This window comes from Carboxylicivirga litoralis (assembly GCF_025499605.1).
GTDB classification, from domain to species: Bacteria; Bacteroidota; Bacteroidia; order Bacteroidales; family Marinilabiliaceae; genus Carboxylicivirga; species Carboxylicivirga litoralis.
On record NZ_JAFMVC010000016.1, the window covers coordinates 1 to 21011 of the forward strand.

Here is a 21011-nt window from a genome sequence, read left to right on the forward strand (position 1 = left end):
GTCGAGATGAAATTTAAATAAAGTTGATTTTCAATGCATAATCACTTCGACTCCGCTCAGTGACCGTATTCCTTTTTTGATTTTTGGACACCCTCCTTAAAATGAAATTAGATATGAATAAAAACCTGAACCTGGAACACGGGAGATATTATCATATTTTTAAGGCCCGTAATGGAGAAAACCTCTTCAAAGAGTCAGATAATTATGACTATTTTCATAATAATACTGTTCACCATGGTTTTTGTGATCACATGATTGAATATTGTTGGAGCTCATATCAAAGCATTATTAGTTTGAAGGAAACGAAACTACAAAGAGATAAGCTTGTAGGGTGTTTTGATGGGGTTAAAGGTTTTATTTCGTATCATCATGACAATATCGATTATCAAGATATTGAGGCTCTAATAAAATTATAATTTGTAGACCTTAAGGTCTGAAAAGATAAATAATGACTAAACCAATTAATATTCAGCAAGCAAGCTATTTTTCCGACACACCATTTGGTCACCTGATGCAAAAACGTATCCACAAAGTACTGCTTATTTGTAGCGGTTATGATGCCTTTATGCTGGATGAAGATGGTCGGATTGACGAACAGATTTTTAATGAATACGTCTCACTCAACCTGCGTTATCCACCTCAATTTATTCATGTGGAAACGTCGGAGGAGGCATTAGAAGTGTTGAAATACGATCAGATTGATTTGGTTATTACCATGCTGAGTATTGGCGGTATGGACCCTTTTTCAATGGCTAAAAAAGTAAAGGAATCTTACGAGTCTATCCCCATTGTTGTGCTAACGCCCTTTTCGCGCGAGGTATCGGTGCGCATGAGTCGTGAAGATACCAGTGCAATTGATTATGTATTTTGTTGGCTGGGTAATGCCGATATCATGCTGGCCATCATTAAGTTGATTGAGGATGAGATGAATGTGGAACATGATGTTGAGGAAGTTGGGGTGCAAACCATACTTCTGGTGGAAGATTCCGTTCGTTTTTACTCGAGTTATCTGCCGCTGATTTATCGGATTATCCTTAAACAGGCCAAGAAGTTTATGGATGAAGGCTTGAATGAGCATCAAAAAATGATGCGCATGCGCGGGCGCCCTAAAATTTTGCTGGCACGTACCTACGAAGAAGCTGTTGAGCTTTATGAAAAGTATGAAGACAATTTGTTAGGTATCATCTCCGATGTGTCGTACAATAAAGGTGGTATTAAAGATACCGAGGCGGGTATTAAACTGGCCCGGCATGTGAAGCAACGCAATAAATACATGCCGTTTTTGTTGCAGTCATCTAACAGAAGCCTGGAGTCGGTGGCAAAAGAGCTTAAAGTAGGATTTCTATTTAAGCACTCCTCGTCATTATTACGCCGCCTCAAGCTTTTTATTAATAAATACCTGGCTTTTGGCGATTTTGTTTTTGTTGACCCGAAAACAGGACAGGAAGTTGGTCGCGTGAGTAACCTGAAAGAATTACAAGAAAAACTGTTTCAAATACCTGATGAATCGTTGTTCTATCATTTTCAGCGCGACCATGTTTCGAAATGGTTAAATGCCCGTGCCCTGTTTGCGGTAGCAGAAGTGATTAAATATTTGAAAGTAGAGGATTTTGCCAATCTGGATGCCACCAAGCGCTTTTTGTTCGATACCATTGCTAATTTTCGATACAGTAAAGCACGTGGTGTGATTGCCAAGTTTTATCGCGATAAATTTGATGAGTATCTGACATTTACACGCATTGGAGATGGAACCATCGGAGGAAAGGCTCGTGGGCTGGCCTTTCTTAATCTACTGATTAAAAAGTATAATGAGTTTCATGCCTTAGATAATGTGATAGTGACCATTCCCCGAACGGTTGTATTGAGTACAGATGTGTTTGAGGAATTTATGGAAGTAAATGAATTATACCCCATAGCATTGTCAGAAGCAAGCGATGAGGAGATATTAAGTGCTTTTGTTAAATCGCCTTTACCAGAGCGCATCCATGGTGATTTATTCAAATTGATATCCATCGCCAAAGGACCCGTTGCAGTTCGTTCATCAAGTGTATTGGAGGATAGTCATTATCAGCCATTCGCGGGTATCTACTCAACATATATGATTGCTAATAGTGATGAAGAGAATATTGTTTTGTCTCAGCTATGTGACGCAATCAAATGTGTCTACGCATCGGCCTTTTATAGCTCGAGCAAGCGCTACATGGAAGCCACGATGAACGTGATTGATGAAGAACGTATGGGCATTGTGTTGCAAGAGGTGGTTGGACAGCGGCATGGCGATGTTTTTTATCCTACTTTTTCTGGTGTTGGTCGTTCGGTTAACTTTTACCCAATTGAGCCTGAAAAAGCAGAGCATGGTACGGTCAATGTGGCTATGGGATTGGGGAAACATATTGTGGAAGGAAGTGCTTCATTACGTTTTTCACCTAAGTATCCTCAAAAAATATTGCAATTGTCCAGCACCGATATGGCGGTTCGCGAAACACAAAAGAGCTTCTTTGCTTTGGATATGAAGTCATCGAGCTTTCGACCCTCAGTCAATGATTCGGTGAATATTGTGAAATTAGACTTAAAAACTGCGGAAGCCCATGGGACGCTACGATGGGTGGGTTCGGTATACGATTATAATAATCATATGATTCGTGATGGATTAATGGCTAAAGGACTGCGCCTGGTCACTTTTGCTAATGTGTTAAAATACGATGCCTTTCCATTGGCGCCAATCATTGAAAAGGTATTAGAAATTGGTCAAAAAGAGATGAATCAACCCGTTGAAGTTGAATTTGCTGTTGACCTACAGGTGCCATCAGGACAGCCACCTGTCTTTTATTTGCTTCAGATTCGTCCAATTGTCGATTCAAAAGAGTCGATTACAGAAAAATTAGAAGAGATAAAACCCGAAGAAACACTGGTGCATTCGAAATCGGCATTGGGTAATGGTGTTATCGACGATATTCAGGACATCATCTATATTAAATCGGCTAATTTTAACCCTGCCAATAATACCAAGTTAGTGCCGATTATTGAAAAGTTAAATGCACCATTTCATGCTAATAACAAGCCATATATATTAATTGGTCCAGGGCGATGGGGCTCGCAGGATCCTTGGCTGGGAGTGCCCGTTAAGTGGACGCAAATATCAGCGGCACGATTAATTGTAGAAACCGGGTTGGAGAATTATCGGGTCGACCCAAGCCAGGGGACTCACTTCTTCCAAAATTTAACCAGTCTGCGCGTAGGTTATTTCACGGTAACACCTTCAATTGGCGATGGCTTTATTGATGTACAGTTTCTTGATAGTTTGCCAGCAGTGTATGAGGATGAATTTATTCGACATGTGCAGTTAGCAGATTCTTGTTGTATAAAGATAGACGGCCAAAAGGGTATTGGTGTGGTTATGCCTCCTTTAAAAGATAAGCAGACCGAAACGGATGATTCGTCTGACTATAGTTTGCATTAATTAAAATAGTGGTGTTATGAATTTAGATAAGTTTTTAATCAAGCTGCAACGATTTAATTCCAACGAACAGGAGTTTATTCAGAGTGTCAGAATATTTCTGTCATCTGTTCAGGAATGGATTAGTGATGATTATCGGTTAAAAAATGCTGCTGTCTTAGAACGATTAACGGAGCCGGATAGAGTGTTGATGTTTAAGGTACCTTGGCTAAACGATGAGGGGAAGGTCATTGTTAACAGAGGATATCGTGTTCAATATAATAATACATTGGGGCCATATAAAGGCGGTTTGCGCTTTCATCCGGCCCTGACATTAGGAACCGTAAAAATGCTGGCTTTTGAGCAAGTATTTAAAAACAGCCTGACCTCATTGCCATTAGGCGGAGCGATGGGCGGAGCAAATTTTGACCCCAAAGGAAAATCTGAAGCTGAAATCATGCGCTTCTGTCAAAGCTACTTGTTGCAATTGTGGGATGTTCTGGGTGACGATATTGATATTTTAGGAGGTGATATTGGTGTTGGCAGTCGCGAAATTGGCTATATGTTTGGTATGTTTAAAAAGCTTAGCCATAAACATAATGGCACTTTTACAGGCAAATCACCTGATTGGGGTGGTACCAAACTTAAGGCTGAGTCGCATGGCTTTGGGGTAGTTTATTTCCTTAAGTCATTACTAAGTGGATACGAAGACTCGTTGGCGGGGAAACGGATTGCTATTTCCGGATTCGGGAATATGGCTTATGGTGTCATAAAAAAGGCAAATGCCTTAGGTGCTAAAGTTGTTACTGTTTCGGGTCCTGATGGATATGTATACGATCCAAATGGTATAGATGAAGGTAAGCTGGAGTATCTCCTTGAGTTACGTGCTACTTCACAGGATCTGATACGGCCTTACTCCATCGAATATCCAGGTACGCTCTATCATGAGGGCAAAAAACCCTGGGAAGTGGAATGTGATATTGCCATTCCATGTGCTATTCAAAACGAGATTGGTATTGATGAGGCAAATAGTTTAATAGAGAATAAATGCACCTACTTAATCGAAGGAGCTGATCAGTCATGTTCTGAGGAGGCTGTTGAGCTATTTGCTGCAAAAGGTCTTGTTTATGTGCCCAGTAAAGCAACTAATGTTGGAGGCGTAGCTATTTCGTCATTGGAGTTGGCGCAAAATAATATGAAAGTCAATTGGTCGGAGTTAGAGGTTGACAAGCGGTTGCAGGATATTATGGAGCATACCTATGATTTATGTCGAAAATTTGGTTTGCAGCCCAATGGACAAATTGATTATTTAAAAGGGGCAAATGTGGCTTCTTTTCAACGTGTAACAGAAGCTATGATAGATCAGGGGGTGGTGTGAAAAAGGCCAGCTGTACTGGCCTTTGTATTAGTAAACGGTATTACTCATCAGTTTTGGGAATGATCAAAGGAATACCTTCGTTTAAGGCAGCAGATATGTGTGTGAATATGTAAGAGTCAATTTGGTAAAACTGAGAGGCCACCTTTACATTTATTTTTTTCTTATATAATTTATAGTACTTGTATCTTAAATCAATCCGCTTTTTACTGATTTTGTTGAGCTCAGAAATTTTTGAATCCAGGTCTTTTTCTGTTAACTCGTCGCCTTTTTCAATTATTCGCTTAAGTAAATCAATTCTTTGATTACTAGTTGTTCTTAAGTCTGATTCATATTGGTCATATATTGACCAGAACGTTTCTGATTCGTTGGTTTTTAATTCAATATTCTGTGCGAAAAACACTTTAATCTCTGATTTCAATATGGAACCTATCAATCCTATTTCCTGATCCGTGTTTTGTGCATTTGCAGGAAGAATAGCAAATGAGCATAAAATAAATACGTAAAGAAGTTTTTTCATCATTATTATGTATTGGTTAAAAATATGTATATACTAAAATAAACCAAAATGATCATATATTTGTTTTTTAACCAGTATTTTTATTAAGCAATATTTAGAGAGTGAATTTTTAAAATTATTTGGTGAATCAAGCTGTTAAAAGTTAATTCATCTAACCTTAAACGAATAATCTATAATGAAAACAAGACTGAGATTTTTAATGCCCATAGTACTTATTTTTGCAGTGTATGCCTGCTATCCGGGAGGGGCTGAGTATGTGGATGAGTTAGATACATCTATTTCAATATTTGATGATAGTTACAATTGGAAGAACCTGGATGGAAAAACGTACTCTTTACCAGAAGAAATTCTATATGTAAAAAATGGTGAGGAAGTAGATGATCCGCAACGAATCCATGATGCTGATATTTTAGGACAAATGCGAAGTGAATTAGGTGCATTAGGTATGACGGAGGCAAAAACTATTGCTGCCGACACTTCTGTTATTGTGGCTATTTCTATTATTGAACAAAATAACTCGGGTGCTGCCTGGATTCCTGGTGGTGGCTGGTGGGGTGGTTACTACCCCTGGTATCCTGATTGGGGATGGGGTGGATATTATCCTTGGTACCCTGTGTACTATAGTTACAAAACAGGTTCTGTGGTCATTGAAATGGCTGATTATGAAAATAAAAATGAAGCTGAAGAAACGGTGCCTTTGGTATATGACGGGGTATTAGATGGTCTGTTGCAAGGAAGTGATAAGTACATAGGTGATCGTATTGAGCGAGGAATAGATGAGCTTTTTAATCAGGCACCTTTTAACTAACATATACCTAACCTACTAATTAGAATGAAATGAAACGAATAAAGTCCTTTATAATAGTGGCGCTTGCAATAATAAGTATTGGGGTAAGTGCACAAACTAAAACAAATGCTTATTACGGAATGGCTTTGCCAATGGGTGATACCAAAGATTATATTAATCCGGCCAGTTTTCGTGGTGCAAATATTGAATTTGAACAATTGGTGAACCCTAATTTAGGCCTTGGCTTTTTAATTGGATGGAATACCTTTTATGAAGCAAAAGATAGAGGTACACAACCTCTGTCGGATGTTAATGGAGCCATTACAAGTAACGAATATAGATACCTGAATGCCATACCAATTCAAGCGACAGGTAAGTTCTATTTTGCTGGAGACGATGCAGTTATTAGACCTTTTGTTGGTTTAGCAGCTGGTACCTATTATATGGAGCAAAGACGTGATAACGGACTCTTTTCATCAAGTGATAAAGGATGGACCTGGTCGGTGGCACCAAAAGCAGGCTTTTTAATCCCTTTTAATTACCGTACTAGTTTAGCGATAAGTGTTGATTACAGTACCTCGTTTAAATCTTCGGATCTGCCTCAACAAAACTGGTTGGGTATTAATGTTGGTTTTAGCTGGGATTATTAGGGAAAGTAAGATTATCTAATGCCTGATATTTGATGCGTTAAATATTAGGAATGAACATAAGGCGGGTTGCGAATTGCAGCTCGCTTTTTTGTTTCCTAAAAAAGAGGTTGCACTAGGCAACCTCTATACACACAGGAATTGTTGGGAGGAAAATAACTCTCATAACGGTGACAAATGTCTTCTTTTAGCATCAGCTACCGGTTACCTCTTTGTTATTTATAGTTTAAATAAAGATTACCAAGTGTTATTTAAATGTTAATGACATAATGGCGTGTTTTCTTGGCGATGGCAGTCAAAATGACACCGATATCTGTTAAGATTCTGACAATCTGACTTATATGTTCGAATGGCACTATCATTGAACTAAAGCAGTCAGAACAGAAAACAATTAAAAATTTAAATAATAGGAGATTTTATCATGACACTAGTAAGATTTAACAACAGGTATCCACAATCAGGAAGTTTATTAAATCACTTTTTTGGAAATGAATTCTTAAATGATTCAAATTTTTTAAAAGGCGGTCAATATTTTAACACGCCGAAGGTAAACATCAAAGAAACGGATGAAGCTTTTGCAATTGAAGTGGCTGCTCCTGGTTTTGACAAAAAAGATTTTAATATTGAATTAGATAACAATATTCTGACTATTGAGGCAGCGAAAGAGACTAAGAAAGAAGAAAAGCAATATTCGCATTATGAGTTTAACTATGGTTCTTTCAAGCGGTCGTTTACCTTACCAAAGGATAAGCTAAAAGAATCGAAAATTGAAGCGAAATACGAAAATGGTATTTTAAACATTGCACTTCCTAAAAAGGAGGAGGCGAAGCCAAAACCAAAGCGTTTGATTGATATTTTTTAATTTTTCAAGAATACTTTTTCATAATGGATGTGATTTGAAGGCTGCCGAAAGGTGGCCTTTTTGTATTAAAAGGACTTAAGTGTTATGGCCTATCTGATTGTCATGTATATGTAATCAACCTAATCTATTATGAAACCTGTTAGAACTCTATTTTTTCTTCTTTTAGTGTTAATCGTATCATCGTGCGAACAGATACTCGATGAAGCGCTTTATGGTCATCAGGAAGCCAGATGCGAGGTGGTGGAAAAGTCATCCATCAATAAAATCACTGAAGGTAGAGCTATATTGGAAGTAAAGGTAAAAAATAAAGGGCAGCTAGATGCCTGTGATCTTACAGTATATGCGTCGCTAATAAAAGACGGCAAAGAGATTGAGCAACAAAGTGCTTATATCGGATACCTTTCATCAAAGAAGTCGACAACAGTCACCATCACCTTTTATAAAGTCATTTATGGCTCCGAATACGATTCAGTAGATGTAGATCTCTGGTACGATGAAGTTGAGCGTGATGATTACAATGATGATGAATGGTAAAGTATTAATCCGAGTTCGATTTAAATTTTAAAACTCCGGTTATTAGAAACTGTTTAAATTTTGTTTTTGTGAATTATTTTGAATGAATTATGCTCTCAGATGAAGCAAAACTGATGCGAATAGCATCGCTATTTAAAGAAGTTTTGCAGAAATATGAGGGCTTAAGTCGTCAAAATAAACCAAAGTATAAAACTTAAACAGTTTCTTAATATAATCTCCGTTTTTTGCGTGTATACTTTCCTCCAATACTATTAAGTGGATTAGCGCTTTCACTGCAGGGAACAGCAGGACGACGACCGCCCGAGCGTAAACGGGTCCGTTGGTTAAACTCAAAAATAAGCGATAGTTCATGAGCGCCGGCTGTTGACCAGCCAAGGCTGCCAATGGTAATGTCGTAACTGTATCCAACCCTGATTGGTCCTAAATCATAAGCCAATAAAGCAATGATAGCATCTTGGTTAACAGCAGCGCTGCCTTCAGCTTTTTTGATTAAAGGAATACCACGATACCACACACCTACTTCAAGTGGAGAGTTATGCCAGTAAACACCTAAATCCAATTGTTCAAATTCGGCCTGTCGCTGGTATCTGAAACTGGTTGAAAATGCCCTTTGCGCTTTGTTTCTTCGACGTTCACTCCAAATGTTCATACCACCAAAAACGGTGTATTTTAATTCAGCTTTCGATTCTTCATTTAAAAAGGTATAGTTGGGTTTAGCCAAATGGTCAACGGTAACACCCATCCAATATTTTGGAGAATATAGAAATACCGAACTAGCTAAATCGATGTAATGAATCTGATCATTTGAAAGACGATTGTAGGCACCTGTTGAACCGCCCGACATAGGTGGCTGATCTGGGAAAATAGCTTTTGTGAAATCAACAGCTTTATTCCCATATTCAAACTGAATAGCAGGGACAACCTGCCAGTAATCAGATATGATCAGGTTATACGAATATTGAAAGGCTGCATTTGTGGTGGTTAATCCCGCACTACCAGCCCTGTCTTGCATCAGGTAAAACCCGATACCACTATTAAACGAAGGAAAGAAGTTATCGAATGATATGGCATAGGTTGAGAATGCTTTTGATATCTCAGGCCATTGGTTACGGTAATTCACAATCAGGCGTCCACCATCAGTTGAGCCTGCCAGCGAGGGGCTGAGGTATAACGGATTGGCATAGAACTGCGAAAAATGCGGATCCTGTGCCTTGGCCATCATCGTTGTAAGGAACAATAGTATGTATAGAGCTTTTTTCATGTGTTCAGGTTTATCTTTCAATTGTCACATGGAACTCACAATAAATTCTAATCATCCTTTGGGATGAAATTTGGATAATTAAAATTTAAATGCTCGTTTCATTACCTAAATAGTGTTACATCTCCTGTTTTTACTTCAATATTGCCGTTTGAAAAGCGACACCTGACTTTCCAGATGTATACGCCTCCCGGACATATTTTATCATGATGATAACCATCCCAACCAACGTTGATATCCTGGCTTTCAAAAATAAGTTCGCCCCAACGTGTATAGATTCTTAACTCATATTCAACAATGCCTTCGTGAACAAATGGATAGAAGACAAAGTTTTCGGACGAACCTGGTTTGTAACTTCCTCCTGAAGAACCCGCCGGATTAGGTGTAAAGGCATTTGGGAAACTGATGCTGCCAGCTTCTTCGGCAATAACAGCCTCGCGCATTATGTATTCGTCAATACAGCCTTGTTCGCTGATAGCTTGTAGTGTTACATCGTAAACGCCCGCTTCTTCATATTGATATTGTACCGAATGATCGGTTGATTTTTTTCCATCGCCAAAATCCCATAAATAGCTCACTGCACCTTCTGAAAGATTAATAAACGAAACCGTCTCAGGTAGTTTGACCAAGGTTGGCCGAACCTCAAAGTTGGCCAGTGGCTTGTCATAAACCCAGATTTCTACATTATCTGCTTCAGCCAGGCCGCCTGGTCCTTCAGCCATTAGTTTTACGTTGTATTTGCCTGGTGTATGAAATGTGTGCTTGGGTTCCTTTTCTGATGATACATTGCCATCGCCAAAGTCCCAGAAATAGGTGTGAGCATCAATTGTGTTATTGTAAAACTGCACGTCAAGAGGCGGGCAACCTTCAGTATCAGGCCCATAATCAATAGCGGGTAGGGTTGGGTAAATAGTAACAAGTTGCATTAATGAGTCGGCACAGTGTTCGCCATTAACCCGCAACCAAACTTCGTATTCTCCGGATGCAGCATAAGTATGCGTTACCGGATTTTTTTCAACACTGGTTTGCGAATCACCAAATAGCCATCGGTAATCCCATCCATTGCCTTGTGTTTGATTACTAATGTTAATGGTTGATTCAGGCATTTGTAGTTCAGTTGGTGAAAGAGTATAATTAGGCGCTGGTCGACGATAAACAGTAACGTATGTATATGTTGTGTCGCTACAACCGTAAGGTGATTCGGCAATCATCTCTACCTGGTAATTCTGATCTTCAAGTGTGTTGTTGATGTACTCATTATGACCATTGAAGCTGTTTGAGGTATTGCCATCGCCAAAGTTCCATGTAAATAGGTTGGCACCAACTGAATTATTCAGTAAGCTTTCGAAATACGGTGTACAACCAGCTCCACCATCTGATATTGACGCTGTAACTTTAGGAAATACATTTAAAAAGTGCGTGGTGGAATCCTTACAACCATAATCGTTTTCAACCACTAATTTGGGCTGAAATGAGATGGGGGCTAACTCTGGGTTAATGTATTGGTGTGAAGTATTTGCATTTCCACTTGTTTCAGTGTTTGTATCATCATCGAAAAACCAATTGCTTGTGTTGGCTCCGGTTGACTGGTTGTTGAATTGAACAATAAAAGGTGAGCAACCTTCATTATCTGATAATTCAAACTGGCTTTTGGGAGAAGGAAGAACCCGCACCGTCGCTTCTGACGAGTCGCGACAGCCAAAAACAGAGCTGGTGTGCAGCTTAATGCTAAACTCTTTAGGATTAGCTTCAGTATTCTCAAAAATGTGCGTAGCTATATTAGCACCATCAATTGATTGTCCATCTCCAAATTCCCATTTATATGAATAGGCACCCGGTTCTGCTAACATATCAACTTTTAACGGATGACAACCCTCCAGGGGTGACACGTCAAAGCCATATTCGACTAAAGGATATACGGTAATGTATTTATCAAGAGTATCACGGCAGCCATAACTGTTACTGGCAATTAGTTCAATATTAAACGACTGCACATAATGCTCGGCGTTAATATAGGTGTGAGTGGCATGCTCAATCGTGCTGGATTCGCCATCGCCAAACAACCATTCATAATTTGTAGCGCCTTCTGATTGGTTTGTAAATTCTAACTCTAAAGGACTGCAAGCTGGTTCTTCATCGTTATCAAACTTAGCGATAGGTGTAGGTAGAACTTTTATTGTATACTCGCTGGTGTCGGCACAACCATAGCTGTTGGAAGCTCTTAATTCAATGGTGTAGTCAACAGGTGTGAATGCACTGTTGGTAAACGAGTGGCTTGGGTTGCTCTGGTTTGAGATGAAGCCATCACCAAAGTCCCAAAAGTAGGTGTCAGCATCGGTTGAGGTGTTGGTAAAAGCAACCTCCGTTGGGCTGCACGATTCATCATCGAAAGGAGCAACACTGGCCACAGGTACCGGATAAAATTCAATGCTGACAGTGTCGCCCGCCAGGCAGCCATCATTGTCTTCAATCCAGGCAAATTGATAAGTGTCGGGCGAAGAAACTGTAACAACTGTAGATGCGAAATCAGCATCGGCAAAAGATGCCGAACCACCACCCGAAATTTGCTCCCATATCCCAACTCCGATGTCTTCCTGAGCTATAAGCAGGTAGTTTAGCCCGCATGTGTCCGCATCGTTCATCACGGTAGGATTTGGTATCTCAATAAAGGTAATGGTCACTTCATCTACATCACTACAGCCATTATTATCTTCAGTCCAGGCAAACACATAATCGCCGTATTGGTCAATGGTCACCGTTGAATTTGGGTCGTTGATGTTGGAGAAATTAATGGCTCCGGGTCCCGATGTTAAACTCCATTGGCCAATCCCAACATAAGGAACCGCCTGCAGTTGGTAGGTCAAACCACAAGCATTATCGTTAGCCCCAGCCTGGCTGGCAGGTTGCTCGAATACATTGACATAAATACTGTCTACATCTTCGCAACCATATGAATCGCGAACGATGTATTGGTATTTGTAAAGTCCAGGTGTTGTTGAGTTAAATATGGGGTTTTCTATATCAGTTGCCGAAAGTAAATCGGTGCGATCGCCGCTCCACTCATGAAATACAAAGGTGCCTGAACCGCCAGATGGATTTGGTTCCAATGTTTGTGTTAGTCCGGAGCAAAGAATAAGTTCCGTGTTCAGAAAGTGGATGCTTACTGAATCGACGCCTATGCTGACCGTTTGTTCGTCAAAGCAGCCATTATTGTCGGTAACACGGTATGTTAGATTATAGGTTCCTTCATTAATCGTTTCAAATACCGGATTGTCGATATTAACATTGTTTAATGGTGCAATGTCGCCTGTCCATAAATGAGTATATGGTAATTGTCCTTCTGTGGGATTGCCATTAACCTGTAGCTGTGTTCCCGGGCATAAATGCGCTTCGGGCCCTGTTGAAATGTTAGCCAGTGGCGAATCCAGAACGGTGATTGTTGTTGTTCCTGTAGCACTACAACTATTGCCATCTTCTACATAATAAGTAATTGTATGATCGCCAGGACCTGCAGCAGAAGGGTCAAATTCACCGGTCCACTCATCAGTAATACCATTACCCGACCATTGGCCGCCTTCAGTGGCAGGAGTTAGTATAATAGGGTTATCATTTTCACAAAACGGACCGACAGGCACGATGCTGCCATCTGGATCATCAACAATTAAAACAATGGCTGTTGTTGTTACAGGAGGATAACCTTGGTCGTAGGGATTACAATAGTTCCAGTTGTTAAGGGTGATTTCAAATTCATCGCCGACAGCTCTGCCTGCCGGAACAAAAATAGGTAATGCTTCATTCCAGGGAGCTGTTGGAGCCAAAATAGGCTCTGATGTAACATCAATTGAACCGGTATAGGGATACGTTCTTACTACGCCATTAACTTGTGCATTATCAATGAAGTTAGCCGCGCCATTGTTGGTTCCGTATATCCATTGTATCCAACGTTTATAGTTGTTGGGCGAATCGTCTTCATCTGGTGGGACACAGTTCCATTGACTATTGTCCATAAATGTCACACTGCCACTGTTGCCAACACAAATAGGGAATACGCGTGGTTCAATTGAAATTTCACCACCATTTCGATCATCAGTATCCCATACAATGACGGTTTCGGAGCGTAATGAGTTTTCGCAAATAACACCATCAACCACAATAAATAACTCGGGGTTGTAGTGGCACTGGTCGCTATCGTAATCGTGAGTGATAGTAGGGATAGACCATTTTCGGGTAGCAGCATCTTCAAGTGTTGCTGTGACAAACTCAACATTGCCATCGTTCCAATCGAACAGGAACTCAACGTTCTGTCCACTAATATCTTCAAGTAGAGTATAAAAAGGCGTCCATTCTACTGTGACTGGTGCACACCGGTTTAAAGGCGTGAAAAGGCCTCCTCTGGTTTGAACATTCACATTGCAATCTTGGGAATGCCCGTTTAGAAAAGGATATAGTATGCCTAATACTATTAAAATTGCTTTTATTTTACCGTCCATAAGCATTTTTAATAAGATTGGCCTGTTATCAATTTAACTAACAGGAGTATGTTATAATATCGTTTTTATACGACTTTTATTGATTTTCAATACACTGATTTATATCATGTTTCTGGTGGTTTTGGCTAAAAGGTGAGTTTAGTCATTTTTTATCTTCAAAAGTGTTCTAAAATTTACCTGTCTGAATTCAAGAATTACTTCCTGGGAAATCAAAATATTGCTATTGACTTTCTGTCGGTGTTACGCAATTGTGCGTGTTATGTTCCGATAAATAGCAACTTTTTCAAAAACTAACTAAAAGGAAATCTACAATGGTGAATAAATTAATTGCAAGAACATTACCTTACTTCCCAAAGAAATTCGTCTGGATTTTTTCGAAGAAGTACATAGCAGGCGAAACAATTGATGAAGCAATTATAGCTTCAAAGCAGTTGAATGATAAAGGTATGATGATTACGGTTGACCTGTTGGGAGAATTTATTACAAATCTCGATCAGGCTAAGCAAAACAAAGATGAATACCTGCAAATTATTGAGCGCTTTGAACAAGATAAAATTGATGGAAATTATTCCTTGAAACCAACTAGTTTTGGCTTGTTGATTGATGAGGCTGTTTGCTATCAGTACATTCGAGAGATTGTTGAGAAAGCGGCTTCGTATGGTAATTTTGTACGTGTTGATATGGAAGATTCAAAATGTGTGGACTTAGAAATTGAATTGTTCCGTAAGTTAAAAGCAGAGTTTCCTAAAAATGTTGGTTTGGTATTTCAGGCTTATCTGAAACGAACTCTACCGGATTTAGAGGGTTTAATGGATATTCATACAGAAGAAACCCCGATCAACTATCGTCTGTGCAAGGGTATTTATGTGGAGCCTAAGGAGATTGCTTATAAAGATTACCACGTGGTGAATGAGAATTACCTGAAGGACCTGGAATATTTATTAAAGAATAAGGTATATGTTGGTATTGCAACCCACGATCGTAAATTGGTTGATGGTGCTATTAAGATTATTGAAGAGAATAATATTCCCAATGAGCAATTTGAGTTCCAGATGTTGTATGGTGTAACGCCTGAATTGCGTAAAGAAATTTTGGATAAAGGTTATAAGATGCGCGTGTATGTGCCATATGGAAAAGATTGGTTTGGATACAGTACACGTCGTTTGAAGGAAAACCCCAAAATGGCGAACCATATAATCAAGTCGTTGTTTATTAAAGGATAGATTAAGAATTGTTATAGAATAGTTAAGTGGCATTTCATTTTGGGTGAAGTGCCATTTTTTTATTGCTTAAAGATGTTTAGCTTGCTATAAAAGAAAGTTTGGAATAAACCTCGTCCAAGCATAAAGCAATTCATAGACAGCCATAAAGCATGGTTGGCAAGACTTGATTTCAGGGAATAGAAAATTGAGAAAAAAACAATAGTTGCTAATAGCATTGTATTGCGCATGAGGCGCGAAGCGGTGGCTCCAATGTATATGCCATCCCATATATATGAAGAGAAACCTGTGACAGGTAACAGGATGAGCCAAGGTAAATAGATGCTGGCCTCCTTAATGACTTCTGGCTGGTTAGTAAACAAGAACAGGATATTTTTGCCAAAGCCTCCGTAAATAGCAACAAAAATTAACGCAAATGCTATGCCCCAGCCAAACAGATAGCGAACGGTTCGTTTGATTTCAGTAATATTTTTGCCACCTGTAAATTTACCGACCAAGGCCTCGGCCGCATAAGCAAAACCATCTAAGAAATAAGAGAATAAGAATAGAAATTGCAACAAAGCACTGTTGGCTGCCAGTATTAAGTCACTTGTTCCGGCCGACTTTGAGGTGAAGAAGGTGAATACAACAATGATGCATAGTGTGCGTAGAAAAATATCTCCACTCACATCTAAAAAACCAAGCAGACCACTCTTGTTAAGGACTTCCTTAATGTTAAACTCTCGCAATATGTGGCGATATTTTCTCATAAATAGGATAATGGACAAGCTAAAACCGATGCCGTTAGCAACAACCGAGCCTAGTGCTACCCCTTCTACTTTCATATTCATCACCTTAACAAAAAAGAAGGAGGATAGAATATTTACAATATTAATGGTGATGGAAATAATCATGGGGTATATGGCATTTTGCATACCCAGAAACCAACCATTAATAACCATTAAGGATATAGCCAGTGGAGCGGCCCAGATGCGAACATAGAAATAATCCGCTGCTAGCTTTTTAACCTCTGGGCTGCCTTCCAATATTTGCAAACTTAGGCCGACTACGCCCTTTTGAAGTAGTAATAGCAGCAAGCCGGCACTTAGGGCTAAAAACAGGCCTCTGAACAACATCATGGCCATTTCGGTGGTGTTATTACGGCCAAAAGCCTGGGCAGCCATTCCGCTAAGGCTCATGCGAAGAAAAGCAAATCCCCAGTATACGAAATTGAAAATGACACCGCCCAGCGCCACAGCACCCATAAAAACTGATGAATCCTGATAGCCCATCAGGTGCATATCAACCATGCCAAGCAGGGGAACTGTAAGGTTGGTTAAGATGTTAGGAATGGCGAGTTTGAGGATGTCTTTATTCATGCTGTGCGAAATCTGACGACGAAGATAAGTTATTTGTTTAAAAATACTCTTTAAATAAAGGGCTAATAATTAAGTGTTTTAGGATTGTTTAAGAAGGAAATTAAAAATAAAGACAAAATAGTCTTTATTTTATTTGGACTAATTCCAAATAGTTTTTAGTTTTGAATCGTTAATCTGATTTTAATCAAATAAACAATAAGAATTATGGCTTTTGAATTACCAAAATTAGAATATGCTTACGACGCATTAGAACCACATATTGATGCGCGTACAATGGAAATACATCATTCAAAACATCATGCAGGTTATACAAATAACCTAAATGCTGCTGTTGATGGTACCGAATTGGCTGGGAAAAGTGTCGAAGATATTTTAGCCAATGTATCTCAACATTCTGTGGCTGTTCGTAATAATGGTGGTGGTTTTTATAACCACAATTTATTCTGGACAGTAATGTCTCCTAATGGAGGCGGACAGCCTGACGGCGAGTTGGCAGCTGCTATTGATAAAGCATTTGGCACGTTTGATGCCTTTAAAGAATCATTCAATAAGGCGGCAGCAACACGCTTTGGCTCTGGCTGGGCATGGTTGGTCAAGCAAGCTGATGGTTCATTGGCGGTTACTTCAACTGCCAACCAGGATAATCCATTAATGGATATTGCTGATGTTAAAGGAACACCAATTTTAGGATTGGATGTTTGGGAACATGCTTATTACTTACACTATCAAAATAGACGTCCTGATTATATTGGTGCGTTTTGGAACGTTATCAATTGGGACGAAGTAACAAGACGTTTTAAAGTTTAGTTTGTTCATTTTGTCTGGGAAAAAGGGAACTCAAACGTGAGTTCCCTTTTTATTTGTTATCAACTTGCTGTTTTTACGCTTTCTCAAAATATTATTGGAATGTTGAAAACATAAAATTGCTATGTTTGTTTAATCCCAAGACAAATATCTAAAACGAACAAATATGAACTTTGAATTACCAAAATTACCGTATGCGCTGGATGCGCTTGAGCCTGTTATTTCTAAAACCACTATGGAGTTTCACTATGGGAAGCACCATCAGGCTTATGTGAATAACTTAAACAACCTGGTTAAAGGAACTGAATTTGAAAATGCCGATTTAGAGACAATCGTTAAAAAGTCGGAGGGAGGCATTTTCAATAATGGTGCACAGGTGTGGAACCATACTTTCTACTTTATGTCCTTTAAACCTAAGGGAGGAGGGGAGCCAACAGGTGCTTTAGCCGATGCTATCAAAACCTCGTTTGGTTCATTTGATAAATTTAAGGAAGCGTTCTCTGCAGCCGCAGCTACTTTATTTGGTTCGGGCTGGGCCTGGTTGGTGAAAAAAGGAGATGGCTCATTGGAAATTGTTAAAGAAAGCAATGCCGGTAATCCTCTTCGTAATGGGTTAACGCCAATTTTGACTTGTGACGTTTGGGAACATGCTTACTATTTAGATAAGCAAAATCTTCGCCCTAAGTACATCGAAGAATTCTTTAGCATCTTAGATTGGGAAGTCATTTCGGCACGCTACTAAAACATTGAAATAATAACGATTTTAAGCGAGACTTGATGACATTTTTTGTATCTTAAGTCTCGCTTTTTTACCCTATAAACAATAACTAAAAATCGTTTTTATGCTTAAAGATTTAATTCTTAAAAATCGCAGCTACAGACGTTTCCACCATGATGAGCCGGTGGAGCTTGAGACTTTACATGAATTAGTTGATTTAGCGCGTTTGTCGCCGTCTGCACGTAATGCCCAGCCTCTAAAATATTTCTTATCTAATTCACCCGAACTTAATGATAAGATCTTTCCACACCTGTCGTGGGCCGGATATTTAAAAGATTGGCCAGGGCCTGAGAAAGGTGAGCAGCCTTCAGCCTACATTGTAATGCTGAATGATACCGAAATATCGGCCAATTATTTTTGTGATGATGGCATCGCCTCGCAAAGCATTTTGTTAGGAGCTGTTGAAAAAGGTTTGGGTGGATGTATCATTGGCTCATTAAACCGTTTACAGCTTCAACGTGAATTGCGTTTGTCGGATAACCTTAAAATTGTGCATGTTATAGCTTTGGGAAAACCCAAGGAAGAGGTGAAGCTTGAAGAAATGAAAGAAGAAAGTATCAAATATTGGCGCGATGTACAGCAGGTGCATCACGTGCCAAAGCGCGATTTAAAAGATATTATTGTTTGAGCCTTTTAGTATGTTTTGCAGCCCGGTCATCATGAGCCGGGCTTTTTGTTTTTATCCTCTATCTTTTATTTCAACTAAAAGTAGTATTGGTTTGTTGTATTAAAGTATTGTAATTATCCACCCTAATTTTCAATGCTATGACACGATGCCATTTAATAATTACCTTCATTCTTTGTTGCTTGCCTCAGTATTTGTTTGCCCAAATCAATAATCAGGATTCAGTTCGTATTACAGGTGTGGTTTTTGAACAAGATAGTTTGAATGTTTTACCTTATTCGAGGTTTAACCTGAATGCTAAAAATTTTTCATCTGATGAGAAAGGACAGTTTTCTTTTTGGGCACAACAGGGTGAAATAGTCCAATTTTCACATATAGGATTTAAGGATACTTACATTCAGGTTAATGATTCGTTAAAACACAATAACTATATGCTGGGTGTGTTTCTGACCCGCGACACGGTGTTGATCAGTGAGGTGATAGTTATGCCACGTTATGAAAATTTATCGCTCAAAGCCAAGACGATGCCATTGATTATTACGCCTGAGCAAGCTTATGCCACCAATAATGTCCGTTCGTCAACATACCAGGCTTTAACGCAAACACCCCTTCGAATGGATGCGGAAATGAACCATCGTATGGTACTGCAGGAACGAACATGGAGTACTGTTTATAAAACGCAGATTCCACCGGGAAAAACAGTGGGTGTTACTTCAGATAATATGGCATTAATGCGCCTGTTTGTGCCACCAAACGAACAAAAAGTTAAAGCTGTAAGTGTTCAACCGCTAAATCGAAATGAACTGGATTTAATATTACGAATTTATGAACAACAGCATAATCAGGTTACAGAAGAGCCTTAAATCGACTCATAGTTGGCAAAATCAGATAAATATCAGTAATAAATTAAAAGAAAATAAGCACTTTTGTGACTTGCAACAGATTGAACTATCAAAAGCAAAACAATGGAATTTACATTAAACGGAAATAAAGGATATACAAAAGTTGAATCGTTTGATGATGAAACAACTGAACAATTATCCGGACATTATCATAAAATATTAGGAGTATTAGGTGAAGATCCTTCACGCGAGGGCCTTGAAAAAACACCATTGCGAGTGGCCAAGGCTATGCAGTTTTTAACGCAAGGCTACCATATGGATCCGGAAGAGATTATTAAGTCAGCTATGTTTCGCGAAGACTATCAGCAAATGGTAGTGGTGAAAGATATTGAGTTATACTCTATGTGCGAGCATCATATGTTGCCATTTTTTGGTAAAGCACACGTCGCTTACATTCCTCGTCATCATATTACCGGACTCAGTAAGTTGGCTCGTGTGGTAGAAGCTTTTGCGCGTCGTTTGCAGGTGCAGGAGCGCCTAACAACACAAATTAAAGATTGTATTCAAAATACGCTTAATCCACTTGGTGTAGCTGTGGTGATTGAAGCGCAGCATATGTGTATGCAGATGCGAGGTGTTCAAAAGCAGCATTCAGTAACAACGACGTCGGATTTTACCGGTGCTTTCCAGAAGAATCTGGCAACCCGTGAGGAGTTTATGAAAATTATTAGTTCCAAATTGCATTAAAGCCCGCTTCTTTAAAGAAAAAAAATAAAAGCCCGTTTTGATAATTCAAAACGGGCTTTGTTATATTATCGCAGCATCTGAATTAGAAGAATAAGCAAGCGCCAACTTGAAGATATTCGGTGTTCATGCCATCGATTACGTCAACAAATCCCCAATTATATCGAGCTTCTACTCCTAACATTAAAAACTTAAAACCTACACCCAAGTGAGCACCAGCATCCCAGCGAGAAAGGTCAGGTTCGCCAGTGAGACTAGGAATTTCAATTCCAGGGATTTCAGGTAGCGTTCCTGCGATGTTTGAGTCGTAACTATCAGCAATACGAACAGCACCATTGAGTCCTCCTAATGCATAAACAGGACCTAGCTTAAGTCGAAGTGATAAAGGGATGCTAAGGTAGTGTACTTTAAGTTCAGCAAAATCGTTAGCTCCTTTAACTTGATAATACTCAAAACCGCTTTGCCATCTTAGCATTGGTGCTATTTTATTATTTTTAAAAAAGCCAACGTAAAAACCGTCAGATTTGTCTGTCAGTTTTTCCCCATCAACAGATAGAAAGCTTTTTTGATAACCTGCTCGGATGCCACGACCATCTGGACCATCATCTTTAGCATTTACATTTGAAACAAAGCCTAGCATTGCAATTACAAGACCTATCATCATTACTCTTCTCATAGTTAAAAAATTAAGTTGATAAAAATATTATACTAATGTAGGTAAACATATGTAT

18 protein-coding genes are annotated in these 21011 nt (G+C 39.2%); 13 read left to right on the plus strand and 5 right to left on the minus strand.

Annotation, left to right across the window (positions count from 1 at the left end):
- The first annotated feature begins 113 nt into the window (after positions 1-113).
- From J1N10_RS14365 to gdhA, 3 genes are read left to right on the plus strand one after another with little or no spacing between them, the layout of a single operon-like run.
- A complete protein-coding gene (locus tag J1N10_RS14365; RefSeq protein ID WP_262327417.1) occupies positions 114-416 on the plus strand; it encodes a hypothetical protein in 303 nt (100 codons plus the stop codon).
- Positions 417-448: 32 nt separating this feature from the next.
- Complete coding sequence (locus J1N10_RS14370; protein ID WP_262327418.1) at positions 449-3460, plus strand: PEP/pyruvate-binding domain-containing protein; 3012 nt, start codon at positions 449-451, stop codon at positions 3458-3460.
- A gap of 16 nt (positions 3461-3476) precedes the next feature.
- Positions 3477-4814, plus strand: a complete 1338-nt coding sequence (gene gdhA / locus J1N10_RS14375; protein ID WP_262327419.1) for an NADP-specific glutamate dehydrogenase — start codon at positions 3477-3479, stop codon at positions 4812-4814.
- A 40-nt stretch (positions 4815-4854) separates the two neighbouring features.
- On the opposite strand, the gene J1N10_RS14380 is transcribed toward gdhA, so the two are convergent.
- A complete protein-coding gene (locus J1N10_RS14380) occupies positions 4855-5334 on the minus strand; it encodes a hypothetical protein (protein ID WP_262327420.1) in 480 nt (159 codons plus the stop codon).
- A gap of 172 nt (positions 5335-5506) precedes the next feature.
- Here J1N10_RS14380 and J1N10_RS14385 point away from each other — a divergent pair, with 172 nt between their 5' ends.
- From J1N10_RS14385 to J1N10_RS14400, 4 genes are all read left to right on the plus strand, one after another.
- A complete protein-coding gene (locus J1N10_RS14385) occupies positions 5507-6139 on the plus strand; it encodes a DUF4136 domain-containing protein (RefSeq protein WP_262327421.1) in 633 nt (210 codons plus the stop codon).
- 29 nt (positions 6140-6168) lie between these two features.
- Positions 6169-6768 carry an outer membrane beta-barrel protein gene (locus J1N10_RS14390; protein ID WP_262327422.1) on the plus strand — a complete coding sequence of 200 codons (600 nt, stop codon included), beginning with the start codon at positions 6169-6171 and terminating at the stop codon, positions 6766-6768.
- Between the two features lie 418 nt (positions 6769-7186).
- Positions 7187-7627, plus strand: coding sequence for an Hsp20/alpha crystallin family protein (locus J1N10_RS14395; protein ID WP_262327423.1), 441 nt, complete (start codon positions 7187-7189; stop codon positions 7625-7627).
- Between the two features lie 129 nt (positions 7628-7756).
- Complete coding sequence (locus J1N10_RS14400) at positions 7757-8161, plus strand: hypothetical protein (RefSeq protein WP_262327424.1); 405 nt, start codon at positions 7757-7759, stop codon at positions 8159-8161.
- Positions 8162-8366: 205 nt separating this feature from the next.
- Here J1N10_RS14400 and J1N10_RS14405 read toward each other — a convergent pair whose 3' ends face one another.
- Both J1N10_RS14405 and J1N10_RS14410 read right to left on the minus strand, forming a co-directional pair.
- A complete protein-coding gene (locus J1N10_RS14405; RefSeq protein ID WP_262327425.1) occupies positions 8367-9422 on the minus strand; it encodes a PorP/SprF family type IX secretion system membrane protein in 1056 nt (351 codons plus the stop codon).
- A 101-nt stretch (positions 9423-9523) separates the two neighbouring features.
- Positions 9524-13909, minus strand: coding sequence for a PKD domain-containing protein (locus J1N10_RS14410; protein ID WP_262327426.1), 4386 nt, complete (start codon positions 13907-13909; stop codon positions 9524-9526).
- A gap of 311 nt (positions 13910-14220) precedes the next feature.
- Between J1N10_RS14410 and J1N10_RS14415 the strand changes: the two genes are divergently transcribed.
- Entirely contained in the window at positions 14221-15132 is a 912-nt protein-coding gene (locus J1N10_RS14415) for a proline dehydrogenase family protein (protein WP_262327427.1), read from the plus strand.
- A gap of 59 nt (positions 15133-15191) precedes the next feature.
- Here J1N10_RS14415 and J1N10_RS14420 read toward each other — a convergent pair whose 3' ends face one another.
- On the minus strand, positions 15192-16487 hold the full coding sequence (locus J1N10_RS14420) for an MATE family efflux transporter (RefSeq protein WP_262327428.1): 1296 nt from the start codon (positions 16485-16487) through the stop codon (positions 15192-15194).
- Between the two features lie 204 nt (positions 16488-16691).
- On the opposite strand from J1N10_RS14420, the gene J1N10_RS14425 reads away from it, so the two are divergent.
- The 5 genes from J1N10_RS14425 to folE all read left to right on the plus strand — a co-directional run bounded on the left by J1N10_RS14425 (position 16692) and on the right by folE (position 20283).
- The gene (locus J1N10_RS14425; protein WP_262327429.1) at positions 16692-17294 is read left to right on the plus strand and encodes a superoxide dismutase; all 603 of its coding nucleotides are present in this window, start codon (positions 16692-16694) and stop codon (positions 17292-17294) included.
- 163 nt (positions 17295-17457) lie between these two features.
- Complete coding sequence (locus J1N10_RS14430; RefSeq protein WP_262327430.1) at positions 17458-18033, plus strand: superoxide dismutase; 576 nt, start codon at positions 17458-17460, stop codon at positions 18031-18033.
- A 100-nt stretch (positions 18034-18133) separates the two neighbouring features.
- Positions 18134-18697 (plus strand): nitroreductase family protein, encoded by a 564-nt coding sequence (locus J1N10_RS14435; RefSeq protein ID WP_262327431.1) that lies wholly within the window; start codon positions 18134-18136, stop codon positions 18695-18697.
- Between the two features lie 137 nt (positions 18698-18834).
- Positions 18835-19557, plus strand: a complete 723-nt coding sequence (locus tag J1N10_RS14440) for a peptidase associated/transthyretin-like domain-containing protein (RefSeq protein ID WP_262327432.1) — start codon at positions 18835-18837, stop codon at positions 19555-19557.
- Between the two features lie 102 nt (positions 19558-19659).
- Positions 19660-20283, plus strand: coding sequence for a GTP cyclohydrolase I FolE (gene folE, locus J1N10_RS14445; RefSeq protein ID WP_262327433.1), 624 nt, complete (start codon positions 19660-19662; stop codon positions 20281-20283).
- 82 nt (positions 20284-20365) lie between these two features.
- On the opposite strand, the gene J1N10_RS14450 is transcribed toward folE, so the two are convergent.
- Complete coding sequence (locus J1N10_RS14450) at positions 20366-20956, minus strand: PorT family protein (RefSeq protein ID WP_262327434.1); 591 nt, start codon at positions 20954-20956, stop codon at positions 20366-20368.
- Positions 20957-21011: the final 55 nt, after the last annotated feature.

Bases quoted from the DNA above. Each gene is read 5' to 3' on its own strand.
- J1N10_RS14370 (WP_262327418.1), top strand. From the start codon at position 449: ATGACTAAACCAATTAATATTCAGCAAGCAAGCTATTTTTCCGACACA.
- J1N10_RS14365 (WP_262327417.1), top strand. From the start codon at position 114: ATGAATAAAAACCTGAACCTGGAACACGGGAGATATTATCATATTTTT.
- J1N10_RS14380 (WP_262327420.1), bottom strand. From the start codon at position 5,334: ATGATGAAAAAACTTCTTTACGTATTTATTTTATGCTCATTTGCTATT.
- J1N10_RS14440 (WP_262327432.1), top strand. From the start codon at position 18,835: ATGACACGATGCCATTTAATAATTACCTTCATTCTTTGTTGCTTGCCT.
- J1N10_RS14405 (WP_262327425.1), bottom strand. From the start codon at position 9,422: ATGAAAAAAGCTCTATACATACTATTGTTCCTTACAACGATGATGGCC.
- J1N10_RS14385 (WP_262327421.1), top strand. From the start codon at position 5,507: ATGAAAACAAGACTGAGATTTTTAATGCCCATAGTACTTATTTTTGCA.
- J1N10_RS14395 (WP_262327423.1), top strand. From the start codon at position 7,187: ATGACACTAGTAAGATTTAACAACAGGTATCCACAATCAGGAAGTTTA.
- J1N10_RS14410 (WP_262327426.1), bottom strand. From the start codon at position 13,909: ATGGACGGTAAAATAAAAGCAATTTTAATAGTATTAGGCATACTATAT.
- gdhA (WP_262327419.1), top strand. From the start codon at position 3,477: ATGAATTTAGATAAGTTTTTAATCAAGCTGCAACGATTTAATTCCAAC.
- J1N10_RS14450 (WP_262327434.1), bottom strand. From the start codon at position 20,956: ATGAGAAGAGTAATGATGATAGGTCTTGTAATTGCAATGCTAGGCTTT.
- J1N10_RS14420 (WP_262327428.1), bottom strand. From the start codon at position 16,487: ATGAATAAAGACATCCTCAAACTCGCCATTCCTAACATCTTAACCAAC.
- folE (WP_262327433.1), top strand. From the start codon at position 19,660: ATGGAATTTACATTAAACGGAAATAAAGGATATACAAAAGTTGAATCG.
- J1N10_RS14430 (WP_262327430.1), top strand. From the start codon at position 17,458: ATGAACTTTGAATTACCAAAATTACCGTATGCGCTGGATGCGCTTGAG.
- J1N10_RS14425 (WP_262327429.1), top strand. From the start codon at position 16,692: ATGGCTTTTGAATTACCAAAATTAGAATATGCTTACGACGCATTAGAA.
- J1N10_RS14415 (WP_262327427.1), top strand. From the start codon at position 14,221: ATGGTGAATAAATTAATTGCAAGAACATTACCTTACTTCCCAAAGAAA.
- J1N10_RS14390 (WP_262327422.1), top strand. From the start codon at position 6,169: ATGAAACGAATAAAGTCCTTTATAATAGTGGCGCTTGCAATAATAAGT.
- J1N10_RS14400 (WP_262327424.1), top strand. From the start codon at position 7,757: ATGAAACCTGTTAGAACTCTATTTTTTCTTCTTTTAGTGTTAATCGTA.
- J1N10_RS14435 (WP_262327431.1), top strand. From the start codon at position 18,134: ATGCTTAAAGATTTAATTCTTAAAAATCGCAGCTACAGACGTTTCCAC.